Consider the following 18,314-nt stretch of genomic DNA (forward strand, 5'->3'; position numbering starts at 1 on the left):
AATATTTTTATTAATCCTTAACAACATCCTTAGTGTCTAACCATTGATTGCCACTGATCTTAACAAGCTTCTTGCCGTTAGTCTTCTTAACATCCTTAGCAGTGAAAGTTGAACCCATTGAAACTGTCTTAGCGAGCTTTCCACCGTTTGCGTTTAAAACAGCGACTTTTTGATTCTTGGTATCTTTAACAGTAACGAAGATCTTGGCGCTTTTCTTGATAGCTGGGTTAGTAGGAGCAACTTCTGCAACACCCAACTTTGGGGCAGTGAAACTAGCAGCTTCGGTAACTGAAGCACTGACACCTAATAAACTCATTGAAGCAACTGCGACTGAAACAACTTTAGCTAATTTCTTTGCGTCTAACATATATTATTAAATTCAAGGGATAATTTGAATTTTTTTGAAAATAATTTAGGTCTCACAAATGTTGCTAGAATAACGTTTTCAATTATTTTTAGTTAAAAATTGGCAAAATAAATAAAAATAGCTATCTATTTTAGATAACTGTTTTCTTAGTATAAGTCCCTTTATTATGATCTCAATTCTTATTTTAGTCAGAATTAAAGCCATTTCATAGTGCTTATTTTACGGAACATATGAGTAAAAATAACTAATCAGTGAAATATTGCAAAATATCTTCTTCAGTTAATTCTTTCTTTTCTTCACCTTTAACATCTAATACAATTTGCCCGCTATTCAGAATTACCATCCGATTGCCATACTTAATGGCATCTTTTAATTGGTGGGTGATCATAATGCAGGTTAATTTTTCTTCGCGTACAACTTGATCAGTTAATTCGAGCAAATCGCGGCTGGTATTAGGATCAAGGGCAGCTGTATGCTCATCTAGCAACAATAATTCTGGCTTTTTGATGGTAGCCATTAAGAAACCGAGTGTTTGGCGCTGACCACCTGAGAGATTGCCCACGAAAGTATTTAAGCGCTCATTTAATCCATTAGGCAGCTGAGCAGTCTCTTTTTCAAATTCTTTCATGTGTTTATCGAGCCCTCTAAGGCGCAGGCCACGATGTTGACCACGCTTAGTAGCTAAAAGTAAGTTCTCGGCAACCGTCATTCTTGGAGCAGTTCCCATCTTAGGATCCTGGAAAACTTGGGCAATATACTTGGCACGTTTTACTTCAGATAAAGGAGTTAAATCACGGTCTTTTAAGAGGACTTTCCCAGTAGTGGGAAAAATGGAGCCGTTGATGATATTTAGCAGGGTAGATTTACCTGCACCGTTGGTTCCCAGCAAGGTCACAAAGTCGCCATCTTCCAGTTTTAAGTTGATGTTTTTGAGAATTTGCTTTTCTTCGTTTGTACCTTCATTAACTGTGGTGGTAATGTTTTGTAAATCTAAAATTGTGCTCATGGTTTTTGAACTCCTTTTTTCAATAATTTACGTACATGGAACTTTTTCTCAAACAATGGCAACATCATGCAGATAGCTAAGATGATTGCGGAGATCAATCTGAAGTCGTTGGTGCTGAAGCCTAGTTGCAAAACTAATAACAAAATCAAACGGTAGATGATACTGCCGATGATGATGGCAATTAAACGAGCAGTTAAAGTTAAATTTTTGCCGTAAACGACTTCGCCGATAATGATTGCGGCAAGGCTGGTAACCATTGTTCCGATCCCCATGTTAACGTCGGCATAACCACCGTTTTGGGCGATCAAACCACCAGCTAAACCAATTAAGCCGTTTGAAAGCATCAAGCCTAGGATCTTCATGCTATCGGTGTTGATACCCAGTGAGCGAGCCATTTTTTCATTATCACCAGTTGCGATGAAACTTTGACCAAGGTCGGTATTTAGAAAAACAGCTAACAAAAGGATAATCAATACTGCAAAGAAGAGACCAACCACAATAGTAGGGAAGTTAGTAGGCAATTTTTGTAAAAACTTCTCGTTAAGCAAAGTAGCTTTGTTGAGCAAGCCGACATTTGCTTTACCTAAAATACGCAAGTTGACTGAGTAGACACCAGTCATGGTTAAAATTCCGGCAAGTAAAACTGGAATTTTGCCTTTGGTATAAAGTAGTCCAGTAACTAACCCTGTAAGCATCCCGCCTAAAAATGAAAGGATGGTAGCCAGCACCGGATCAACGCCGTGTACTAAAGCACTGACGCAAATTGCTGCACCGAAGGGAAATGTTCCTTCAACAGTCATATCTGGGAAATTTAAAATTCTAAAAGTGAGAAATAGGCCTAAGGCTAAGACTCCCCATAAGAGACCTTGCCCGATAGTTGATGTAATAAGGCTCATTTGATGATCCGTCCTTTCTTTTGTGCAGCCTTGATGACGCTGTCTGGAATATGAATGTTTAATTCGTTTGCGGCTTTTTGGTTAATCATAGTTTCATAGCTGGTCACTTTTCTAACCGGTGTATCTGCTGGATTTTTACCTTTCAAAATTTGTCCGGCCATGTGACCAGTTAAAACTCCCATGTCGAACTGGCACACACATCTAGTGGCAAGACCACCTGACTTAACCATGGTATCGGCAGCTGGAAAAACAGGAATCTTTGCTTCGTTAGTTGCCTTAAGCAAGGTGGCGATTCCTGAAGCAACGGTGTTGTCGGTAGGTACATACACTGCTTGAACTTTGCCCGCCATGGTTTGGGCAACTTGTTCAATATCATTGGTAGAAGTGATCGTGTATGGACGAACTGTGAGGCCCTCTTTTTCAGCTAATTTTCTAAATTCACGATATTCAGATGCGGATGAATTATCGCTTGAGGTGTAGACAACCCCGATCCGTTTAGCTTTAGGTAAAATCGTCCGCAACAATTTTAATTGAGCTGGAATAGGCTGACGATCTTGCACTCCGGTAACTTTGCCACCAGGATGGTTCAAGCTTTTAACTAAGTGCGTTCCTAGTGGATCACTGACTGCACCCATGATTACTGGCGTGTCGCCTGATTCGTTAGCCAAAGATTGAACAGCTGGTGTCGCAATTCCGATTGTTACTACCGCATTTCTTTGGTTAAAACGATCACTCATTGATTTCAAATTACTTTGATCGCCTTGGGCATTTTGAAAACCGATTTGGATATTTTTACCTTTGCGGTAACCTTCGTCTTCAAGACCCTTAATAATACCGCGGTAGATTTGATCCAAGGCTGGGTGACTCATAGTTTGTAAAATGCCCACGACCATTTCTTTTTGCGCTGTAGTTTGTTTATTTACCTCTACAACAAATGCGGCAACTAAAAAGGCGAAGAGAGCAATAATTGTTCCGATTAATCTTTTCATTTTTCCGACTCCCATAAACAAAAAAGGACATTTCCGTTTTACGGGAAATGTCCAAAAAACCCCGCACGTTTATTAAATCCGTGCGGGCTACTTTTTTATGAAGATTTACCAGCACAGATGCGAAAAGTATCTGAGTCGCATCCGTGCTTTTAATAAGCGTGCAGAAACAACTCTAGTGCTGGAATTGCCAACGATTGATTACTACATTCTTAAACATGGTTAAATCTTCCTTTCATTCAAATTACTTGTTGTCACAAATTTTAAAGAGTTATTAAAAAGTTGTCAATCACTTTTTTCATTTAATTTTTAAAAACTGATATAATTGATATTCTAGAATTAAGGAAAGGACTAACCACATTGCGCTATAAACAAATTATTTTTGACGTTGATGATACTATTATCGATTTTGCGGCAACTGAAGATTTTGCTTTGCACAGTCTTTTTAATGCACATCATTGGCCACTATCTCAAGAACTTCAGCGCCAGTACCATGCTTACAATCAGGGATTATGGCGCAGACTTGAACAAGGCGAGTTAACCTATGAACAGCTAAGTGAAATGACCTTTCATGACTTTATCAAGGATCATTTTGGAATTGAGATTGATGGTAAAAAGGCCATGGACGAATATCGTTCATACTTTGGCGAAGCACATAAACTTCTGCCGGGTATAAAAGATACTTTGAAGTTTGCGAAGAAGCAGGGCTATAAATTAACCATTTTGAGTAATGGTGAAAAGTTTATGCAAAATCACCGCTTGGAACTAGCTGGCGTGAAAAAATATTTTGATTTGATTGTTACTTCAGAAGAAGCCCATTATTCTAAGCCGAATCCACATGCTTTTGATTATTTCTTCAGTCGAACTGAGATCGGTCCTGATGAAACAGTCTTCTTTGGCGATGGCTTGCAATCCGATATTTTAGGTGCAGAAGAATATGGCTTTGATAGCATCTGGTACAATCACCGTCACCGTAAAAATACGCTCCATTTGCACCCAATTTTTGAAGTGAAAAATTATCCAGAATTCGTTAAATTGATGCAGAATGATTTTCAAAAGAAGTATTAATTGAATTAATGAGAAGGGTATCTTATCTTTGAGATAAGATACTTTTTTTAGGTGAAAAATGATGAAAAAAATTACAACAGGAATTGTGGCCCACGTTGATGCGGGTAAGACGACTCTTTCTGAAGCCTTGCTGTATGGGGCAGGAAATATCAGGAATTTGGGAAGAGTGGACAATGGGGATGCATTTTTAGATACCCAACAACTTGAGAAAAAACGGGGCATTACTATTTTTTCTCATGAGGCTAAATTGACCACGGATGATGCAGAGATTACTTTGCTGGATACGCCAGGGCACGTCGATTTTGCTTTTCAAACCGAAGAAGTGCTGAGCGTTTTAGATTATGCGATTTTGGTTATTTCGGCGACCGATGGCGTCACCAGTTATGCCAAGACGCTGTGGAATTTACTTGAGAAAAATCATGTACCTGTTTTTATTTTTGTTAATAAAATCGATATTGCAGGTACAAATAAAGGTCAGGTTTTAACCGATATTCAAAAAAGTTTAAGTGAAAATTGCCTGGATTTTAGCCAAGAAGATCAAACTTTTTATGAAAATGTGGCTTCGGCTGATGATCAGCTGCTCGAAAAATATCTGAATGGCGAAGAAATTATGAATTCGGATATTCAAAATTTAATTGTGCAGAGAAAGATCTATCCCGTTTATTTTGGCTCAGCTCTGAAATTAACTGGAATTACGGAATTTTTAGCAGGCTTTGATAAGTGGACTAAAGAAAAAGAATATAGTCCTGATTTTTCAGCTAGATGCTTCAAGATTTCGCATGATAAAAATGGGGAGCGTCTTAGCTGGATTAAAATTTTAGGCGGCAAATTGCAGGCAAAAACTGAATTAGCCGGTGAAAAGATTAATCAATTGCGCGAATATAACGGTAAAAAATTTACGACGGTTGTAAAAGTAAATGCAGGCGAAATTGTTGCAGCTACTGGTTTAACTAAGACTTATCCAGGACAAGGCTTTGGCGCTACATACGCAAAAGAAGCCAGTCTAAAGCCAGTTTTAACTTACAAGCTTAATCCACTGGATGAGGATATTCATGCCTGTCTGATGGCCTTAAAGACGCTAGGAGACGAAAATCCGCAGCTTCATGTAACTTGGTCAGAACATTTGCAGGAACTTCGCGTTCAGGTGATGGGGAAAATTCAACTCGAGATTTTAAAACAATTGTTGCAGGAACGTTTTACTTTAACCGTTGATTTTGAACAAGGCAGCATTTTATACAAAGAAACTATTGCTCAACCAGTAGAAGGCGTAGGTCACTTTGAACCGTTGCGTCACTATGCGGAAGTGCACCTGTTGCTTGAACCAGGTCCAAGAAATAGCGGCGTAGTTTTTGAAAATAACTGCAGTCTAGAAGTTTTAACCAAAAATTGGCAACATCAGATTATGACAGCTCTTAAATCAAAAGAGCATTTGGGAGTTTTACTGGGTACGCCAATTACAGACGTAAAAATTACTTTGCTTGGCGGTAAAGGTAGTATTGTGCACTCAGTCGGTGGCGACTTTAGAGAAGCAACTTATCGTGCGGTGCGTCAGGGCCTGATGGAATTAAAAGAGCAGGACCAATTGATCTTGCTTGAACCATGGTATGATTTCCGCCTTGAAGTAAGTCAAGAACATGTAGGCCGCGCGCTGAATGATATTCAAAGAATGAGTGGTCAGTTTAATTCACCAGAAAATAAAGGCGACCGCACCATCATTGAAGGCTCGGCACCAGTTAGTGAAATGCAGGATTACGCTGCGCAAGTACGTGGTTACACGCATGGTGACGGAATCTTTGAATGCGTCGTAAAGGGTTATTTGTCTTGTCATAATGCTCAAGAAATCATCAAACAGAAAAATTATGATCCTGTTTCAGATCTAGAAAATACGCCTAACTCGGTCTTTTGTTCACATGGTGCAGGCCACACGGTAACCTGGGATAAAGTGCCAGAAACAGCGCATTATCCATATACGTATCCATTAAAATAAAACTTCTTGCATGAAGTGAAATATATGATTACTTGTGAAAGAAATTTCATTTTTAGCGAAAAGTGATGAAACAAAAGCGCTTACATAGTAACATAAAGGTATTGGAAAGGTGATACACATGACTACAATACCCTTTAAAGCCGTAGCTGTTGATATGGACGGTACTTTTTTAACAGAAAAGAAGACTTTTGATCATCAGCTTTTTGGTAAAATTTTGAAAAAACTACAAGCAAACAATATCCCCTTCATTTCAGCTACAGGTAATCAATTGATCAGATCACATGAATACTTTCAAGAATTCACTGAAGGAATTGATTATGTATCTGAAAATGGCGCTATTCTCGAAGCCGATGGCAAAGTAATCAAAAGAACTGCGCTCGATTATGATATTGCTCAGAAGTTGCTTCACTTTATTCAAACCGAATATCCAGAAGCAATCATCATGGTTAGTGCAGAACATCATTGTTACATCTTGAAGAGTATGGATAAGGCAACCAAAGATGATATTCGAATTTACTATCGCAAAGTAGAAGAAATCGATAAATTTACTGATATCGATCCTAGCGATACTATTTTGAAAGTTTGTCTGACTGCCGACGATGAATTAGCTACAATTATTCAAGATCGCTTCAATGAAAAATACGGTGATTACGTTCGCGGTACTAGTAGCGGTAATATGACGATCGATCTGGTGCACAAAGGCATTAATAAAGCCAAAGGTGTAGCTGATATGCTTAAGTACTATGGCATTGAACAAAAAGATTTGATTGCTTTTGGTGATGGTGAAAATGATATCGGCATGCTTGAGGCATGTGGTTATAGCTATGCCATGGAAAATGCTAACGCTAAAACGAAGGCGGTTGCCAAATACGAAGCACCATCGAATGATGAGAATGGTGTCTTAAAAGTTTTAGCTAAATATTTAGATATTGAATAAAAATAAAAAAGCCGTAAAACGGCTTTTTTATTTTAAGTTAAGCTAAATCCTAATCTGACTGGATTGTGATCGGCATAACGATAATCGGTGTTGATATCGGTAGCCTTGGCTTTAATATTTTTTGAAATGATAAAGCCATCGCCAACTGTTTGGTAGTTAACCTTAGGCCGATATTTCATATCCGTTGATCTAACTGTAGCTACACGCTCACGGTTAGTTGCTTTAACCATGATGAAATCCTTAGGCAACATCTTTTGATCTAAAACAGATACCCAACTAGGAATCTTTTCTTGATGGTCAAAGTGGGTGAGCATGTCGCGGCCTAATGCGTGGTTGAAGTCACCACCGACAATGACGTAATTGCCCGCTTTATATTCAGCTTCGATTACTTTAGAAAGAATCTTCATTTGCGCTTTACGCATTTTGCCGCCTTTATCATAGGCTGACATATGACTATTGATGACGATTAATTCTTTTCCGCCTTTGATTGGGTAGTGCATAACCGTGAAGCAGCGATCAAGATCTGTAAATTTGGAGATAAATGCGGAAGAAACAGGATATTTTCTTCTAACTGCGCTTTGCATGTGATATTTACTCATACTAAGCAAACCTGATTGAACGCTGCCGTGTGGGTCATAAAGTGGCCAAGCGAGATATGCGGAGTGGAAATTATTGGCAAAAACATGGTCATAATTTTTAAAAGCGTGCTCAACTAAATTAACTTGGTTGACATAGTGGCTACGCGTTGAGTGGGTATCGATTTCTTGAAAGAGCATGAAATCAGGATTCTGTTTTTTCATCGTCTTGATGACACCGTCGGTTGAAGCAAGAACGGATTGTTTAGAAAAGGCAGTACCACGTGTCCCTTGCGTTTTTGTGCCGTTTTTGAGTTCACCTTTATCCATAAAGAAATCAAAATTGTGATTATATGCACCAAAACCAACATTATAAGTAATAATAGAGTATAGATGGTGCAAGCTTAATTGTTTAGATTGATTATTTTTTATAGACAGTTTGCGATTATCAGGGATGCGATAGTAGTGCATTTGCATGTAGCCCACATAACCGATAATTACTACAAGCAGAATACCGATTAAGCTGAGCAAACCGATTCCAATTCTTTTTAGTATTTTCATTTTTAACCTCGATATGGGAGAAGACGATGATTACAGTATATTTAGTTCGTCACGGACAAACCTTTTTTAATTATTTCCATAAGATCCAAGGCAGATGCGATTCTCCATTAACTCCATTAGGAATTGCGCAAGCAGAAGCTACACGTGATTCTTTAAAAGAAAAACACGTACACTTTGATTATGCCTTTTCTTCAAGCTCTGAAAGAGCGAGTGATACGTTGGAAATTATAACGGAACATAAGATGCCATTCAAGCGTGATAAGGGATTGAAGGAGTTTGCCTTTGGTCGCTATGAAGCCCACGATGAAAGTTTGAATCCTAAGCCACCTTATAATGACTTCTTCAAACAATTTGGTGGAGAAAGCCAGGTCGAAGTAGAAGAGCGGATGGATAAAACGATTCGTAGATTGCTTAAGGATATTCCAAATGGTAAAAACGTGTTAATTGTCTCACATGGTGGTGCCTTAATGAACTTCTTAAGAAAAGCACTGAACAGTTTACATCCCCTAGGAAAACTGCATTATCACAATTGTGGCATCGTTGTTTTAAACTATGATGGTAAGAATTTCACTTTAAAATCAGTAGCCAATCCTGCGGACGACGTGTCTGATAGCTATAACGATAATTTATAAACCAAACAAAAAATCTCAGCCCAATTGAGCTGAGATTTTTTATTAATTCTAATTATTTTTAGAACTTGTTCTTGTCCAATGCAACTGGAGAGTCTGGCTTTTCGCCGTTGATCATCTTCAAGTTGTTGTCAAATGCCTTAACAACCATGTTACGTACAGCGTGAGTGGTGTAGAAGGCGGTGTGTGGAGTTACCAAAACGTTTGGACGGTCAATTAAGTCTGCCAAACGCTTGTCTGGGAATTCTTTACCTTCCCAATCCTTGTTAAATACACCAACTTCGCCTTCGTAAGTATCCATAACGAAGCCGAAGATCTTGCCTGAGTCCAAACCACGGATAACTGCGTCAGTGTCAACAAGTGGACCACGTGAGCAGTTTACAATTACAACGCCGTCTTTCATTTCTGCGATTGACTTGTCGTTGATCATGTGTACGTTAGCTGGTACATCTGGAACGTGAAGTGAAATTACATCAGCTTGCTTGTACAAATCGTCAAGTGAGTCAACGTAGTAACCCTTCTTTTCAAGTTCTGGGTTCTTGAAGATATCGTAAGCAATAACCTTTGCGCCGAAACCTTCCATAATTTTCATAAATACTTGACCAATGTGACCAGTACCAACAACACCGACAACTTGGTCACGAACTTCACGACCAATAGTTGGAGCCCAGCGTAAGTCACGTTTAGCCATCTTTTCGTCCATGCGCTTGTCTTGACGTAATACACGTGCAGCTTGAATAGCAGCATGTTCAGCAATAGCATTTGGTGAGTAAACAGGAACGTTGGTAATTTCGAAGCCTAATTCCTTAGCCTTGTCCATATCAATGTTATCAACACCAACGTTACGTAATGACATCTTAGTTACGCCAGCATCTGCTAAAGCTTGAAGAGTATCAGCGGTGTAATCTAATTGTTGGTAAACAACAACACCATCGGCACCCTTAGCTAACTTAGCAGTTTCAGGAGTCAAAAGTTGATCAGTGAAATCAACGTCGATATCCTTGTGAGCTTCTTTCCATTCGTTCAAGAATGGTTCTTCGTCTTTACGAATAGCGTAAGCAAAAATCTTTGTCATAAAATTCTACCTCCGTAAAAATTAATAGTATGACCGTTTTCTATTATACACTTGAGTTTGTGTGACAAAACACAAAAGCGTTTCTTTTTTTAGAAAGGAAAAATAATTATGCAGATTAACCAAAATTGGCTGAAACAATTGCCGATAAAAAACATAATTTCCTGTCAATCTGTTCGTGGTGGTGACATCAATTTAGCTTATAAAATAGTGACACTACAGCAACAATATTTTATGAAAGTTCAGCCTAAACATTCGGCTAAGTATTTCGATCATGAAAAAAGAGGGCTAAAAGAAATTGCACAAGCTGGTGTTAATACATTAACGCCAATTCATAGTGGCCAAATTGAAGGTGATGCCTACTTGCTTTTAAATTGGTTAGATGCTGATGTGGGCAGCCAAAGAGATTTGGGATATGAAGTGGCAAAGCTTCACATGAAACATAATGATCAATTTGGTTTTGGCGATAAATATGAAACTAAGATTTTAAAAAAAGACAATCAATGGAATAGCAGCTGGGCAGATTTTTATCTTAATCAACGTGTGATGCCTGAGGTCAATTATGCTAAGAAAGTTGGTCGTTGGAATGATTTTAGAGAACATCATTTTCAAAATATGATGGAAAATTTTCTAGATTATTACAGCAAAAATCAGGTCTTGCCGAGTCTGTGTCATGGTGATCTATGGTTTGGCAATGTCATGTTTGCAAATGGAAAACCATATTTGATTGATCCGGACGCTGTTTATGCCGATCGTGAATTTGATTTAGCCATGACCACTGTTTTTGGTGGTTTCAACCAAGACTTTTATCAGGCTTATAGTGAAATCTGTCCATTCAATCCAGGGATAGAAAAGCGGCTTCCATGGTATCGCTTCTACTATCTTTGCATGCATCTTGACCTGTTTGGTGAAAGCTATGGCGATGAGGTTGATGCAATTTTAGCGCAATTCTAAATTTTTTATTAAGGGATAAATTAGCTAGTGACGCGGTGTCACTTTGTTGATATTATATCGAAATAGCAGAAATTGTTAAGCCTGAAAACAAGAGAGGTGGTTCTATAGCTTAAAAAACTAAGAGTAAGAAATCTTAAATTCTTATACTTACATCTCAAATACGCAAGCTGTGTGATACAAACTAAATCATCCTAATCTCTACAGTATTACATGCATAAGCTTGCATCATTTATAGAGAAGACTTAACTTTCTCGTTATTCTCATTCAATATAACTCCCTTTAAAAAGCTCAGTTTAGAAAAAATCTATGCTGAGCTTTTTTCGTTATAATAAATTTATAAAAGTAAGGGAGAATACACAATGAAATTAATTTCATGGAATATCGATTCACTTAATGCAGCATTAACAGGGCAGTCTACTCGTGCTCTAGAAACGCGTAAAATTCTGGAAAGACTTCATGATGAGGCACCTGATGTATTAGCTATTCAAGAAACAAAGTTGCCTGCTACAGGCCCTACGAAAAAGCATCAGACTATTTTGAAAGAAATGTTTCCTGAATATAAATATTTTTGGCGTTCATCGGAAGAACCTGCCCGAAAGGGTTATGCCGGTACAATGTATTTATATAAAAAAGGCCTAGAGTTAAAAGCTTCTTATCCTAAGATTGGAGCTCCAGAACCAATGGATTCAGAGGGCAGAATAATTACGTTAGAATTTCCAACATTTTTTGTGACTCAAGTTTATACTCCGAATTCTGGAAATGGCTTAAAGAGATTAGCCGATAGACAGGTCTGGGATCAAAGATATATTGAGTATTTGCAGCAATTGGATAAGCAAAAGCCAGTATTGGCCAGTGGTGATTTTAATTGTGCGCATACACCGATTGATTTAAAGCATCCAGAAAACAATCATCATTCAGCTGGATTTACTGATGAAGAAAGAAAAGATTTTACACAGCTTCTTGATGCCGGCTTTACTGATTCATTTAGAAAAATAAATGGCAACGTTGAAGGTGTTTATTCCTGGTGGGCACAGCGAGTAAGAACGGCCAAGGCAAATAACTCAGGCTGGAGAATTGATTATTGGCTAACTAGCAATCGAATCGCTGATAAAATAAGGCGGTCTGAAATGATAGACACGGGAAAAAGAGCAGATCATTGCCCGATTTTGCTTGATATAGACTTATAGCTAAAAATCTGAAAAGCATTCACAATGAATGCTTTTTATTATTGGTCTGATAGAGTAAAATAAATCTCCGAAAAGTTTGTTTAAGGAGGAGCAACCCGTGGGGGAAGAAAAAGAAAACTGGGCATTAGAGCAGGATCTTAAATACAATCGATTAACTGCGTTTAAGCTCTTCGCAATGACTAGTTCAATGGTTATTTCTGTTATTGAGTTGGCACCATTTGGGAAAACAGGCGCAACAGCATTATTTTATTTATTAATTGCTGGTATTTGCTGGTTTATACCAATTACACAAATGGCCGGAGAAATGGCCTCGATTGATGGCTGGGAAAAAGGCGGTATTTTTACTTGGGTAAAAGGCAACTTAGGCGATCGTATCGGTTAGACAGCCATGTTTTTACAATGGATTAACATCACAGTAGCTATGGACACGATGATGTATGTCATTATCGGTGCGCTGTCAATTACGTTTAATACGCCTTGGCTTAATACGACACCGTCTGCTCGGTTTATCTTAATGATGATTATCCTTTGGGGTGCGACTGCGATTCAGGTAATTGGAGTTAGAAAAATTGGTCGTATCGCTGAATGGCTGTTTATTATAGGAATTGCAATTCCAGTAATTTGTATTATCATTGCCTTCTTTGTTTATCTTGCACAAGGGCATCCACTTTATATGCAAATTAATTGGCAAACAGTTGTGCCACATCATTTAAATAGCAGCACTTTGGTTGCATTTGTACCGTTCATGTTGGCATTCTGTGGTGGTGAAGCATCCGCACCACATGTTAAGAATTTGGAACATCCACGTTACTATTCACGTGTAATGCTGGGCTTAGCTTTAACTGCAATTTTATTTGATTTGCTTGGTTCGATGGCAATCGGAATGACAGTGCCTAAGAGTGAAATTCAAAATAGTACTGGCTTTGTTTATATTTACGGTGTATTGCTTAATTCAATTGGCCTGCCGGGTGATGTCTTAAACAAAATTGTGGGCGTTATGCTGGCTTGCGGAATTATCGGTGAGCTAGGTAATTGGCTTGCCGGACCAAATCAAGGAATGTATGAAGCTGCTAAAGAAGGTTATTTGCCAAAGCTTTTTGCAAAGGCAACCAAACACGGCGTTCCTTTACGCTTGATGGTTACGCAATCGTTAATTGTTACTATAACTGCAGTACTAATTACTTTTAGCAGTGGTAGCAATGCCGACTTTGCATTTAATGTTTCCTTAGCAGCTACTACCGCCCAGTATTTGATGGTTTACCTAATAATGCTGATTGCCTATATTGTTTTGAAACATAAGCATGAGGACTGGCATAGAGCTTATTACATGAATAAAAATGCAAAGATTAGTATTGCAATTTCATGCTTAGCGTTTTTAATTACAGTAGTTGCGTTCTTTGTAACCTTTACACCGGCCGTAGGCACACTAGCCAAGATGCAGGGAATATACGTTACGAGTTTAATCGGCATGTGTGCAATTAGTGTGATTATTCCTTTAATTTTGTATCATTTTAAAGATCATTGGCAATAAGAAAAGAAGAGATCCAATTAGTTGGATCTCTTTTTTTAGTTGAGTAAAATTACAATTGAGGTGTTTTAATGAATAAAGCTTTGAAAGATGCAATTTTGAACGGTTTATATGATAGTCATTTCCCGGGACATGAATTATACGGCCCACGATTGCTCGAAAACGATAAAAACGATAATATTTGGCTCACCCTTAGACGTGAATTGCTGACTTGTCAAAGCTTTACTTGGGCTGTTGCTTTTATTACTCAGGACATGTTGGTCCAATTGAAAGTTGTTTTAGCAGATTTAGCTAAAAAGCATGTAACAGGTACCTTAATTACGGGTGATTATTTAGGCTTTAATGAACCAAATGTATTTGCAGAATTAACAAAAATACCAAATTTAAAGGTAAAAATAGCTGACCAAACGAATTTTCATGTAAAAGGATATCTGTTTAAACATGAAAATTATGAAACAGTTGTAATTGGAAGTGCAAATTTTACACGCGCGGCTTTGCTGGCAAACTGCGAATGGGCTTTAAAAGTTAGTTCTACCGAGAACGCAGCTTTAACTAAACAAATATGTCGGCAACTGCAAAAATTAGGTCAAGAAAGTGCGCCTTTGACTTCAACTTGGATAATGAATTACCAGCGACAGTGGAAAAGACCTAATTTTCAAAAAATTACTGCGAAAAATATTACCCAGGAAATATCTCCAAATAAAATGCAAAAGCAAGCTCTGCAAAATTTGAATGAATTGGTTGCAGCGGGGCAGAAAAGAGGTTTAGTTGTTTCTGCTACTGGTACTGGAAAGACCTATCTTGGAGCGTTTGCTGTGAAGGATTTTGCACCTAAAAAATTTTTATATATTGTTCACCGCAGACAAATTGCACAAAAATCATTATCCAGTTTTCGAAAGGTTATTGCTGGCAAAAAGGCAGATTACGGGCTTTTATCAGGAAATGTGCACGAATCAAATTGTAAATATGTTTTTGCAACTGTCCAAACTTTGACTCAAAAAAACGTTTTGAATCAATTTGATCCTGCAGAATTCGATTATATTTTAATCGATGAGGCTCATCGCTCAGCTTCACCGAGCTATCAACGAATTTTACATTATTTTAAACCAAAGTTTTGGCTAGGTATGACTGCGACTCCTGAACGAATGGATAAGCAAAATGTATATCAGATTTTTGATTATAATTTAGCCTATGAAATTCGTTTGCGAGATGCTCTTGAAGAAAAAATGCTGACGCCATTTCATTATGTTGGCGTTCAGGACTATGAACAGGATGGTCAGGTAATTGATGAGACCACGAATTTACGCTATTTAACTGCAGATGAACGGGTGAAGTATATTCTCAAGCAGATGAATTATTATGGCTATTGTGGTGCAAAAGCTTGTGGATTGATTTTTTGCAGTCGTCAAATTGAAGCTAAAAAGCTTGCAGTCAAATTTATCCAAAAAGGTCATCCAGCCGTTGCATTGACTAACGAAGACAGTGAAGCAGATAGACAGAAAACAGTAAAACAGCTAAAAGAAGGTTCTTTAGAATATATTGTTACGGTTGACTTGTTTAATGAAGGTGTGGATGTTCCAGAACTTAATCAAATTATCATGCTTCGTAATACTCAATCAAGTATTGTCTTTATTCAACAGCTTGGCCGTGGCTTGCGAAAATATCCGGGAAAAGAATTTGTAACTGTTTTAGATTTTATTGGTAATTATCGAAACAACTACTTAATTCCGATTGCGTTAAATGGCGATACGAGTCGTAGCCGCGATTTGGCACGCAGAGAAACAAAATTGCCTACTTTTGTTGGACTATCAACTATTAACTTTAGTCAGATTGCTGCTGCTAGGATTTTACAATCCTTGGATAAAGTAAAGCTTGATGGTCTGCGAGAATTGCGTCAGGCATATACTGAATTAAAGCAGAAAATAGGACGACCGCCACTGTTATTGGACTTTGCACATTACGGTTCAGTTTCACCGCTTGTTTTTGCAGAAAATCGCTCATTAAAACATTATGGCAACTTTTTGCAAAAAATGGGTGAGAAGCTTGTATTAACAAAGTATGAGTCTCAAGTATTGGCTTTTATCACCAAAGAATTAGTGAATGGAAAACGACCGCATGAACTCTTATTGCTGAAGTTGCTACTAACGAAAACTAGCATTTCTAACGAAGAATATTGTACAGAATTAGATCGGAATGGAGCTTATCATACTTCAGAACTATTACATTCAGTTGATGATATTTTGACTCTATCATTTTTTGATGTAAAATCCGGGAAAAGTACAAAAAAGGCAGAATACGGTAATTATCCACTAATTGAACACGATCTTTTAAATTATCGTCTTTCTTTAAAACTCACGGATGCTTTACAGGATAAAGACTTCCGAATGCTATTTTTAGATGCGATTAAGACAGGTTTGCTTTTGAGTAAAAAGTATCGATCTGATAAACAGTTTACTTTATATAAGCAATATGATCGGGAAGATGTCTGTCGTCTTTTGAATTGGCCTCAAGATGTGTCAGCTCCTATGTATGGCTATCGAGTGGAAAATAAAGAAACGCCGATTTTTATTACCTATAAGAAGGATTCAGATAAAAAGCGTAATGCCATTTATAATAATTCATTAGCAGACGGCTGCAGTTTACGTTGGTATACACGTAGTCCACGCCATATCGCTTCTCCAGAAGTACAAAAATTACTGCACAATAGTCAGATGAAAATTCATTTGTTTGTTAAGCAAAATGATGCAACAGGCAAAGAATTCTTTTATTTGGGACAGGCAAAAATTCAAAAAGATACTGTAAAAGAAGAAAAAATTGGGCCAAAAAAGAAGGCCGCGGTTGGCATGAACTTGCTTCTATCCACGCCATTATCGGCCTCAATGTATGATTTGTTGTTTACAGAATAAAAGCACTGCGTAACTGCAGCGCTTTTTTATTTACTAGTGAAAGTATTGGCTTTAATATGATTCAAAATTTGATATCCAACTGCTTTTACAGATGCTTCATTGTCATTGGTTTGATTTAGAAACATAATTAAACCATTTTGATTATCAGTAGTCATCTGGAACCAGTTGCCAAAGTGATTGCCAGCAATATTTCCATATGCCATTTTCAAATTATCATTGTTTTTAAGATAGATTCCACCAGAATAGTTGGAAGTTGCATTTTTACTGGTTAAATGAGTTAAATAATGAAAATCCGAACTGCTTAAAATTTGACCATTAGTTAAACCAACTTGAATTTTATAGTAGTCCATTGGAGTTGAAAACATGTCTCCCGATCCTGGTATTTGAGAAGCAAGCTGTTTTTTAACATAGGCAGCCTTCGTATAGTTCTTTCCACCATTTGAATAGTAAGAAATCGAATCAGTTTTGTTTGAAGGAATATCCTGATATAGGTAAGTATTCGTTAAACCAAGTTTTTTGACTATTCGTTGATTAAAATTAGCTTGATAAGATTTACCTGTGACTGCTCGGATGATACCAGCCAGTAAAATATAATTTATATTGTTGTAGTAATAAGTACCGACAGTACCCTCTGGGGAAGAATTAACGTTGTTTACTGCCCATTGAATCGCACTGGCTTCAGAATAAGTTTTGCCACGATAAATTTCAGTTCCCGTAGCTCTGATTCCAGAGGTATGAGTCAACAAATTTCCAACGGTAATTTTGTTAGCGTTAGTCATGTTAGGATACCAACGTGAAATTTTGGTGTTTTGAGTAAAACGTTGGCTTGTTTTCAAATTTTCATTAATTAATTGAACGATCATTGCAGCCGTTATGACTTTTTGCAATGAGCATACCGGATAGACTACTTTAGAATTTCCGTTGCCAATTCTTTTACCGTACCAGGCATATCCAAAACTAATTTGCTGAGGGACACCATTTTTTATAATTACCGCACTGCCACGAACATGATTTTGATTCATAGTATTGCGGACAAATTGCCGCATCTCAGCTTGATCTGATTGAGTAGTATTATTGCTTGCAGCTTTAATATAAGTAACAGGGGCTGCTATTGGACCGATTAATCCAATTGCAGTAGCTAAGGCTAAAAATTTTTTATTCAAATTGTTTTTCCTCCTCGAAAGGCCTGACTACATTATAGAACTTAAATAATACGAAAATATTTTATAATGATTAATTTTTAATGATACTTAATAATTGATTTGATCAAATAACGTGCAAAGGGTATACCGAAGCAACGGATCATGAGCGTATAAATAGCAGCCATGAACGCCGCGCTTAAATAAAACATTTAATGAATTCATTACCATTTGCTTTTCTAATTGTTCAATTTCTACTGGATCTGTTAAATCAGTTCTCTTTTTAAACATTTCAGTATCTGTCATTTTATCAAGGTTAACCTGTAGACGATTTTGTCCTTGAACTTGGTTAATCGGTGGCCCGATTATGATACCGGCGTAGTTAAGATCGAATCCCTGACATGTATAGATCGAGCCAACCTCGTTGATCGTAGCAGGGATTTCTGCCCAAGGTGTTGCTGTGTAGTTGTATTGATCCCAAGGCATTTTAAAACTTCCTTCTTTTATATAGTGTTA

15 protein-coding genes and 2 pseudogenes are annotated in these 18,314 nt (G+C 37.6%); 9 read left to right on the forward strand and 8 right to left on the reverse strand.

What is annotated here, in order from left to right:
• Positions 1-10: 10 nt before the first annotated feature.
• The 4 genes from HMPREF0493_RS00690 to trpX all read right to left on the reverse strand — a co-directional run bounded on the left by HMPREF0493_RS00690 (position 11) and on the right by trpX (position 3,258).
• On the reverse strand, positions 11-367 hold the full coding sequence (locus HMPREF0493_RS00690; RefSeq protein ID WP_006351302.1) for a hypothetical protein: 357 nt from the start codon (positions 365-367) through the stop codon (positions 11-13).
• 244 nt (positions 368-611) lie between these two features.
• Complete coding sequence (locus HMPREF0493_RS00695) at positions 612-1,373, reverse strand: ABC transporter ATP-binding protein (protein WP_006351303.1); 762 nt, start codon at positions 1,371-1,373, stop codon at positions 612-614.
• The gene (locus tag HMPREF0493_RS00700; RefSeq protein ID WP_006351304.1) at positions 1,370-2,269 is read right to left on the reverse strand and encodes an ABC transporter permease; all 900 of its coding nucleotides are present in this window, start codon (positions 2,267-2,269) and stop codon (positions 1,370-1,372) included. Before HMPREF0493_RS00700 ends, HMPREF0493_RS00695 begins: the two co-directional genes overlap by 4 nt.
• Positions 2,266-3,258: a tryptophan ABC transporter substrate-binding protein gene (gene trpX, locus HMPREF0493_RS00705; protein ID WP_040456749.1), complete on the reverse strand. Its 993-nt coding sequence runs from the start codon at positions 3,256-3,258 to the stop codon at positions 2,266-2,268. Before trpX ends, HMPREF0493_RS00700 begins: the two co-directional genes overlap by 4 nt.
• Positions 3,259-3,355: 97 nt before the next feature.
• Here trpX and HMPREF0493_RS09155 point away from each other — a divergent pair, with 97 nt between their 5' ends.
• The 4 genes from HMPREF0493_RS09155 to HMPREF0493_RS00720 all read left to right on the forward strand — a co-directional run bounded on the left by HMPREF0493_RS09155 (position 3,356) and on the right by HMPREF0493_RS00720 (position 7,247).
• A complete protein-coding gene (locus HMPREF0493_RS09155) occupies positions 3,356-3,481 on the forward strand; it encodes a hypothetical protein (RefSeq protein WP_006351306.1) in 126 nt (41 codons plus the stop codon).
• Between the two features lie 134 nt (positions 3,482-3,615).
• The gene (locus tag HMPREF0493_RS00710; protein ID WP_006351307.1) at positions 3,616-4,323 is read left to right on the forward strand and encodes a YjjG family noncanonical pyrimidine nucleotidase; all 708 of its coding nucleotides are present in this window, start codon (positions 3,616-3,618) and stop codon (positions 4,321-4,323) included.
• A gap of 61 nt (positions 4,324-4,384) precedes the next feature.
• Positions 4,385-6,310, forward strand: coding sequence for an elongation factor G (locus tag HMPREF0493_RS00715; RefSeq protein ID WP_040456750.1), 1,926 nt, complete (start codon positions 4,385-4,387; stop codon positions 6,308-6,310).
• A 118-nt stretch (positions 6,311-6,428) separates the two neighbouring features.
• Complete coding sequence (locus HMPREF0493_RS00720) at positions 6,429-7,247, forward strand: Cof-type HAD-IIB family hydrolase (protein ID WP_006351309.1); 819 nt, start codon at positions 6,429-6,431, stop codon at positions 7,245-7,247.
• A 32-nt stretch (positions 7,248-7,279) separates the two neighbouring features.
• On the opposite strand, the gene HMPREF0493_RS00725 is transcribed toward HMPREF0493_RS00720, so the two are convergent.
• Positions 7,280-8,383: an endonuclease/exonuclease/phosphatase family protein gene (locus HMPREF0493_RS00725; RefSeq protein WP_006351310.1), complete on the reverse strand. Its 1,104-nt coding sequence runs from the start codon at positions 8,381-8,383 to the stop codon at positions 7,280-7,282.
• A gap of 26 nt (positions 8,384-8,409) precedes the next feature.
• On the opposite strand from HMPREF0493_RS00725, the gene HMPREF0493_RS00730 reads away from it, so the two are divergent.
• Positions 8,410-9,015, forward strand: coding sequence for a histidine phosphatase family protein (locus HMPREF0493_RS00730; protein ID WP_006351311.1), 606 nt, complete (start codon positions 8,410-8,412; stop codon positions 9,013-9,015).
• Positions 9,016-9,073: 58 nt separating this feature from the next.
• Here the strand turns inward: HMPREF0493_RS00730 and HMPREF0493_RS00735 are convergent, their stop codons facing one another.
• Positions 9,074-10,087, reverse strand: a complete 1,014-nt coding sequence (locus HMPREF0493_RS00735) for a D-2-hydroxyacid dehydrogenase (protein WP_006351312.1) — start codon at positions 10,085-10,087, stop codon at positions 9,074-9,076.
• A gap of 108 nt (positions 10,088-10,195) precedes the next feature.
• Between HMPREF0493_RS00735 and HMPREF0493_RS00740 the strand changes: the two genes are divergently transcribed.
• The 4 genes and pseudogenes from HMPREF0493_RS00740 to HMPREF0493_RS00755 all read left to right on the forward strand — a co-directional run bounded on the left by HMPREF0493_RS00740 (position 10,196) and on the right by HMPREF0493_RS00755 (position 16,659).
• On the forward strand, positions 10,196-11,038 hold the full coding sequence (locus HMPREF0493_RS00740) for a fructosamine kinase family protein (protein WP_006351313.1): 843 nt from the start codon (positions 10,196-10,198) through the stop codon (positions 11,036-11,038).
• 359 nt (positions 11,039-11,397) lie between these two features.
• Positions 11,398-12,225: an exodeoxyribonuclease III gene (locus tag HMPREF0493_RS00745; RefSeq protein WP_006351314.1), complete on the forward strand. Its 828-nt coding sequence runs from the start codon at positions 11,398-11,400 to the stop codon at positions 12,223-12,225.
• 97 nt (positions 12,226-12,322) lie between these two features.
• Positions 12,323-13,756: pseudogene (locus HMPREF0493_RS00750) on the forward strand (amino acid permease).
• A gap of 68 nt (positions 13,757-13,824) precedes the next feature.
• Entirely contained in the window at positions 13,825-16,659 is a 2,835-nt protein-coding gene (locus HMPREF0493_RS00755; RefSeq protein WP_006351317.1) for a DEAD/DEAH box helicase, read from the forward strand.
• A 26-nt stretch (positions 16,660-16,685) separates the two neighbouring features.
• Here HMPREF0493_RS00755 and HMPREF0493_RS00760 read toward each other — a convergent pair whose 3' ends face one another.
• Entirely contained in the window at positions 16,686-17,822 is a 1,137-nt protein-coding gene (locus tag HMPREF0493_RS00760) for a serine hydrolase domain-containing protein (RefSeq protein WP_006351318.1), read from the reverse strand.
• A gap of 87 nt (positions 17,823-17,909) precedes the next feature.
• Positions 17,910-18,314 (reverse strand): annotated as a pseudogene (locus HMPREF0493_RS00765) (DNA/RNA helicase domain-containing protein); the annotation flags it as partial.

The organism is Lactobacillus amylolyticus DSM 11664, from assembly GCF_000178475.1.
Lineage (GTDB): Bacteria > Bacillota > Bacilli > Lactobacillales > Lactobacillaceae > Lactobacillus > Lactobacillus amylolyticus.